This window comes from Streptomyces sp. CBMA123 (assembly GCF_014596465.1).
In the GTDB taxonomy this organism is placed as follows: Bacteria; Actinomycetota; Actinomycetes; order Streptomycetales; family Streptomycetaceae; genus Kitasatospora.
Map to the genome: position 1 here is coordinate 1 of NZ_MECK01000286.1, position 6,545 is coordinate 6,545.

A 6,545-nucleotide genomic window follows, 5' to 3' on the forward strand; every position below is an offset into this window, starting at 1 on the left:
GTGCTCGGCGGGGGCGGCCCGTCCGGCGCCGCGCCGGCCGCCGCGACCGCCGCACCGCGGACCGCGCCGCAGGCCGTCCAGCAGACCCAGGACCAGTCCGACACCTGCGACATCTACAGCAGCGTGCCGCCGAGTTCGGCCGACGGCCCGGCGGTGAAGGCCATCAAGGCCAAGCGCAGCCTGGTGATCGGCGTGGACCAGAACAGCTACCGCTGGGGCGCCCGCAACCCCAACACCGGCCAGATCGAGGGCTTCGACATCGACCTCGCCCGGGCGATCGGCACCGCCATCATGGGCGACCCGGACAAGGTGGTGCTCAAGCCGGTGGCCACCGCCGACCGGGTCGACGCGGTGCAGAAGGGCCGGGTCGACCTGATCGTCCGCACCATGACCGTCAACTGCAAGCGGATGCAGGACGTCGCCTTCTCCAAGCCGTACTTCAGCATCTCCCAGCGGGTGCTGGTGCCGAAGACCTCCCAGGCGAAGAACCTGGACGAGGCGATCGCCGGCAAGAACGTCTGTGTCGCCAAGGGGTCGACGGCCGCCGACGTCATGGACCCGGCCAAGGGCGCCAAGAAGGACGCCAAGGCGCAGCTGACGGTCGTCGAGAACCAGCTGGACTGCCTGGTCCTGATGCAGCTCGGCAAGGTCGACGCCACCATGACCGACGACGGCCTGGCGGCCGGCCAGGCCGCCCAGGACCAGACCGTGCGGATCGTGGACGGCGACGTGCAGCCGGAGGTGATCGGCGTCGCCATGCTCAGGACCAGCCCGGACCTCACCGCGCGGGTCAACCAGGTGCTGGCCGACTACCACGCCAACGGCGACTGGGGGCGCAGCTACGACCGCTGGCTGAAGCCGTACATGCTGAACGACGCCGAGCACTACTGGCCCGTCCCGCACTGAACGGCCGGACGCCGCACGGGCACCACCGGCGGCACCACAGGCGGCACGACGGGCGGCGCATCGGGTACGGAGCGGTGCGGACGCGGAACGGATGCGGGATCGGACCCGGGAACGTGCGCGGTGCGGACACGGTGCGTTGACGCCGTCTTGACGCCCCGCGCCCGCACCGCCCGACCGGCCACCGGCTAGGGTTCGGGACGATCACCACGGGGAGACCGGTGGTGGGCACGGGGGATGTCGTGGGCCGCACGTCGTACGCGATGGCGGCGCACGCGAGGGAAGGAAGGACACCGCGGTGGCGGCATCGGCTGGCCCGGTACTGAGCCGGGAGGAGGTGGACCGCGCGCTCGCGCGCCTCGGCGCGGAGCGGGACGCGGTCGAGTCGGCGCTGCTCGCCCTGCAGGACCACCCGGGCCTGCGGCTGCTGGACGGCGCCGAGCTGTCCGGTCGCACCCTGGAGCGCTGGTCGGTCGCCGGCAAGGGCCTGCCGCTGCTCTGGGCGCTGTTCGACCGCTACTCCGAGGCGCTCGCCTCGGCGCGCGCCGTCCGGGCCCGCAAGGCCAAGCCCGGCGGCCCAGAACTCGCCGAACTGAGCGAGCTGCTGACCGGCGACGCGGTGACCGTCCCCGGCGGCGCGCTGCCGGACGGGCCGCAACTGCTGGGCGCGCCCGCCAAGCTGGTCGAGCGGATCAGCCTGGACGCGCTGATGGCCCGGATGAACTCCTGGTACGCCACCGTGCTGGAGGTCGTCAGCGCCGCCGACGCGGTCTGGTCGGCGCTGCCCGCCCGGATCGACCTGCTGCTCGCCGAACTGCACCGGGTGCGGACGCTGGCCGCCTCGCTCGGCGTGCGCACCGGCGGCCACCCGCTGGGCGACGACCTGGCCGGCCTCGAACACGACCTCACCGAACTGCGCACCGAGGTCCGCGAGGACCCGCTGGCGCTGTGGCGCCCCGCCAGGGTGCCCGCCCAGCGCGGCACCGTGCCCGACGGCGAGGCGTTCGCGTCCCCCGCCGGAGTGGTCGACACCGAGCGCTTCGACCGGGCCGGGCGGGCGCTGGACGGCGTCCGGCTGGAGCTGGAGAACCTGCTGCGGCTGCGCGACGACGCCGAGGAGCGGCTGCAGGGCGTCGGCGACCTGCTCCAGCGGGCCGACGCCACCCTCGCCGAGGCCCGCCGGGCCCGCGGCGAGGTGCTGGCGAAGATAGCGGCCAGCGACGTCCCCGCGGTTCCCGGCCCGGCCTCGGCGCTGCGCGAACGGATCGTCACCGCCCTGGACCTGCGCCAGGCCGGGCAGTGGGGCCGCCTGGCGCCGCTGCTGGACACCCTGGAGGACGCCGCCGCCAAGGAGCTGGCCCGGGCCCGGCACTCGCTCACCGAGGTCACCCAGCCGCTGGCCGTCCGGGCCGAACTGCGCGGCCGGCTGGACGCCTACAAGGCGATGGCGGCCCGGATGCGGGTCGCCGAGGACCCGGAAGTGATCGAACGGTACGAGAAGGCGCGCTGGCTGCTGTGGAGCGCGCCCTGCGACCTGCGGGCGGCGGCCGCCGCGGTGGCCCGCTTCCAGCAGTCGCTGCGCCCGGCCCAGAGCGAGGCCGCGGAGGGCGCACAGGCACACGGGACGGCCGGCCAGACGCCGGTCGACGGACAGGTTCAGGGGGGCTGAGGTTGATGGGCGAGACGTGCGTACGGCCGGAGTGCTCCGGCAGCGGCCGGATCGACGCCGACGGCTACTGCGACGAGTGCGGGCTGACCCCGGTGGGGACCACGACGGTCACCCCGGCGGCCTCCGGCGGGTCCGCCTCGGCGCCGCCGACCGCCGCCGGGCCCGGCTCGCCGTGCCCGCGGGACTGCTCCGGCGGCATCGACGCGGACGGCTACTGCGACGAGTGCGGACTGACCCCGCCCGGCGCGGACACCGGCATGACCCAGCCCCACGTGCCGTCCGCGCGGGTCGCCCCGGACTCCGCCCGCAGCGGCTCGATCCGCTCGCTGTCGGCCCGCACCGGCTCCGCCCGCTCGATGTCCGGCCGCTCCCGCTCGCACCGCTCGACCCGCACCGGCAGCAGCCGCTCGGTCTCGGTGCGCTCCACCCGCGGCAGCGTCAGCGCCGGCACCCGCAACCGGCTGGGCGCCGGGCTGGTCACCGTGCCGACCGTGGAGACGGCCGACCCGGCGCAGGCGGTGCTGGCCAACCCCGAGGTGCCCGAGCGCAAGCGGTACTGCTCCAAGTGCGAGGCCCCGGTGGGCCGGGAGAAGAACGGCCAGCCGGGCCGCCCGGACGGCTTCTGCACCAAGTGCGGCACGCCGTACTCCTTCACCCCCAAGCTGCGCCGCGGCGACCTGGTCGGCGGGCAGTACGAGGTGGTGGGCTGCCTCGCCCACGGCGGGCTCGGCTGGATCTACCTGGCGGTGGACCGGCGGGTCAACGACAAGTGGGTGGTGCTCAAGGGCCTGCTGGACACCGGGGACGAGGACGCGCTGGCCGCGGCCGTCGCCGAGCGGCGCTTCCTGGCCGAGGTGGACCACCCGAACATCGTCCGGATCATCAACTTCGCCGAGCACCCGGACCTGCGCACCGGCTCCACCGACGGCTACATCGTGATGGAGTTCGTCGGCGGCAAGTCGCTCAAGGACATCGCCAACGAGCGCCGCACCCCGGACGGCCGGCGCGAGCCGCTGCCGGTCGAGCAGGCGATCGCGTACGCGCTGGAGGCGCTGCCGGCGCTCGGCTACCTGCACAGCCGGGGCCTGATCTACTGCGACTTCAAGATCGACAACGTGATCCAGAGCGGCGACACGCTCAAGATCATCGACATGGGCGCGGTCCGCCGCTTCGACGACGACAGCGCGATCTACGGCACCATCGGCTACCAGGCCCCGGAGATCGCCACCGACGGCCCCTCCCCCGCCTCCGACCTCTACACGGTGGCCCGCACCCTCGCGGTGCTCACCTTCGACTTCCAGGGCTACAGCAGCACCTACCGGGACTCGCTGCCCGGCCCCGAGGATGTCGCGGTCTTCGCGGAGTACGAGTCGTACTACCGCTTCCTGGTCCGCGCCACCGACCCGGACCCGGCCCGCCGGTTCTCCTCCGCCGAGGAGATGGCCGACCAGCTCACCGGCGTGCTGCGGGAGATCCTGGCCCTCCAGGACGAGCGCCCCCGGCCTGCGCCGTCCACCCTGTTCGGCCCCGAACTGCGCGTCGTGGACACCGAGTTGGTACTGCCCACCGACCGGCCCGGACAGCTCCGGGTGGCCGCCCTGGACCCGTCCGCCGCCGCCCTGGCCCTGCCCGTCCCCCGGGTCGACCCGAGCGACCCCAACGCCGGCTTCCTCGCCACCCTGCTCGCCACCGACCCCGAGGAGGCGCTCGCCGCCCTCGGCGGCGCCCCCGCCGTCTCGGTCGAGAGCCGGCTGCGCAAACTGCGCGCCCTGCTCGAACTCGGCCGCCACGGCATGGCCGTGAAGGAATTCGGCGAGCTGGAGCGGGACCACCCGGACGACTGGCGGGTGGTCTGGTACCGCGGCCTGGTCGCCCTGGTCGGCGCCGCCGCCGAAGGGGAGAAGCGGGGGAGCGACGAAGGAGCGACGGAGCGCCGACCGTCGGCGTCGGGTCAGGAGCGCCCGGAGGCGAGCGGGCGAGCAACAGCCGATCTCCGGGCCGCCGCCGAAGCCTTCGACGCCGTCTACGACGCCTTCCCCGGCGAGGCCGCGCCCAAGCTCGCCCTCGCCATCTGCGCCGAACTGCTCGGCAACGGCGGCGACGCGGCCGAGTTCTACCGGCTCGTCTGGACCACCGACCACGCCTACCTCAGCGCCGGCTTCGGCCTGGCCCGGGTCCGCCTCGCCGAGAACGACCGGCCCGGGGCGGTGCGGGTGCTGGAGTCCGTCCCAACCACCTCCAGCCAGTACACCGCCGCCCGGATCGCCGCCGTCCGCGCCCGGCTGCGCGAACGGGCCGCCACCGACCCGCTCGCCACCGACCTCGCCGCTGGCTCCGACCAACTGACCGCGCTGCGACTGGACGACCGCCGCCGCGAGGAGCTCTCCGTCGAGGTGCTCGGCGCGGCCCTCGGCTGGGTCGACGCCGGCTCGGCCGGCGCCCCGCAGGGCGCCGACCTGGTGGTATTGGGACGTCCCGCCGTCGAGCGGGAACTGCGCTTCGCCCTGGAACAGTCCTACCGGGTACTCGCCCGGTTGGCCGACCGGGCCGAGACCAGGATCGAGATGGTGGAACGGGCCAACCGGGCCCGCCCCAGGACGTGGGTGTAACCGATGCCGCAGCAGACCGAGTGCCCGAGCTGTTCCGAGCCGATGGACCGTGAGGACGCCTACTGCGGGCGTTGCGGGGCCGGCCGGGACGGTCGGGCGGCCCCGGGCGCGATGCCCGCCAGCTGGGCCGCCGCCCGTGCTGAGGCCGTCCCGCCGCAGCGCGGGCCGGTCTGCGTGCACTGCGGGCGGCCGCAGGTCACCGAGGACGGCTACTGCGAGGGCTGCGGCAGCGCCCAGCCGCGCCCGCGCGACCACATGGAGAAGGCCCTCGGGGGCGTGGCCGGGGTCAGCGACCGCGGCGTGCGCCACCACCGCAACGAGGACTCCTTCACCGTCGCCGCCACCTCGCTGCCCGGCGGGGAGCCGGTCGTGGTCGCCGTGGTGTGCGACGGCGTCTCCTCCTCCGACCGCCCCGACGAGGCCTCCGAGACCGCCGTCGACGCCGCCTCGGAGTCCCTGCTGACCTCCCTGGAGGCCGGCCGGGACCCGGACGAGGCGATGCGCGCCGCGATCGCCGACGCCGCCAAGGCCGTCGCCGACCTCGCCACCGACGGCGCCGGCCCGACCCGCCCGGACCTCAACGCCCCCGCCTGCACCTACGTCAGCGCCATAGCGGCGAACGGCCGGGTCACCATCGGCTGGGTGGGCGACACCCGGGCGTACTGGATCCCGGACGACCGCTCCGGCGCCGAACCCTTCCGGCTCACCCAGGACGACTCCTGGGCGGCCCGGATGGTCGAGGCCGGGCTGATGAGCGAGGCCGAGGCGTACGCCGACCCGCGCGCCCACGCGATCACCGGCTGGCTCGGCGCCGACGCCGAGGAGGTCGTGCCGCACACCCTCGACTTCACCCCGCACGTCCCCGGAGTGCTGCTGATCTGCACCGACGGGCTGTGGAACTACGCCGAGGCGGCCACCGACCTGGCCTACTTCGTCCGACCGGACGCCCGCACCGAACCGCTCGCCGCGGCGCAGACCCTGGTGAAGTTCGCGGTCGCCGCCGGCGGGCACGACAACATCACCGTCGCGGTGTTGCCGATCGAGCCGTCCGCCGCCGCGCTGGCGGAGATCGAGGAGACTCCCACCGCGCTGGACCTGAAGGTGATCACCCCGGCGCAGGCCCAGGCCGTCCGCGCGGGCGCCCCCACAGGCGCTCCGTCCGGATTTCCGGCCGGCGCCCCCGGGGACGACGAGGACCACGACCCGACCCTGCCGGACCTCCCGGTGATCGGCTCCCCCGCCGCCCCGCTGCCCCCGGCACCGCCGCCGAACTCGCAGACGCGATGACCAGGGCGATCAAGCGGATCCGCCGACAGACCGGCTGGCGGCTGGAGCCGTACGGCATCACCCCCGGCCAGGCCCGG

General features: G+C 74.9%; 4 protein-coding genes. All 4 read left to right on the top strand.

Features of this window, described 5'->3' with window-relative positions; genetic code table 11:
- Positions 1 to 906, top strand: a 906-nt coding sequence (locus BG452_RS27400; RefSeq protein WP_188307033.1) for a glutamate ABC transporter substrate-binding protein, incomplete at its 5' end; no start/stop codon positions are given.
- Positions 907 to 1,201: 295 nt separating this feature from the next.
- Complete coding sequence (locus tag BG452_RS27405; RefSeq protein ID WP_188307034.1) at positions 1,202 to 2,572, top strand: hypothetical protein; 1,371 nt, start codon at positions 1,202 to 1,204, stop codon at positions 2,570 to 2,572.
- 5 nt (positions 2,573 to 2,577) lie between these two features.
- Complete coding sequence (locus BG452_RS27410; RefSeq protein ID WP_188307035.1) at positions 2,578 to 5,181, top strand: serine/threonine-protein kinase; 2,604 nt, start codon at positions 2,578 to 2,580, stop codon at positions 5,179 to 5,181.
- Between the two features lie 3 nt (positions 5,182 to 5,184).
- Positions 5,185 to 6,468 carry a protein phosphatase 2C domain-containing protein gene (locus BG452_RS27415; protein WP_188307036.1) on the top strand — a complete coding sequence of 428 codons (1,284 nt, stop codon included), beginning with the start codon at positions 5,185 to 5,187 and terminating at the stop codon, positions 6,466 to 6,468.
- Positions 6,469 to 6,545 lie beyond the last annotated feature (77 nt).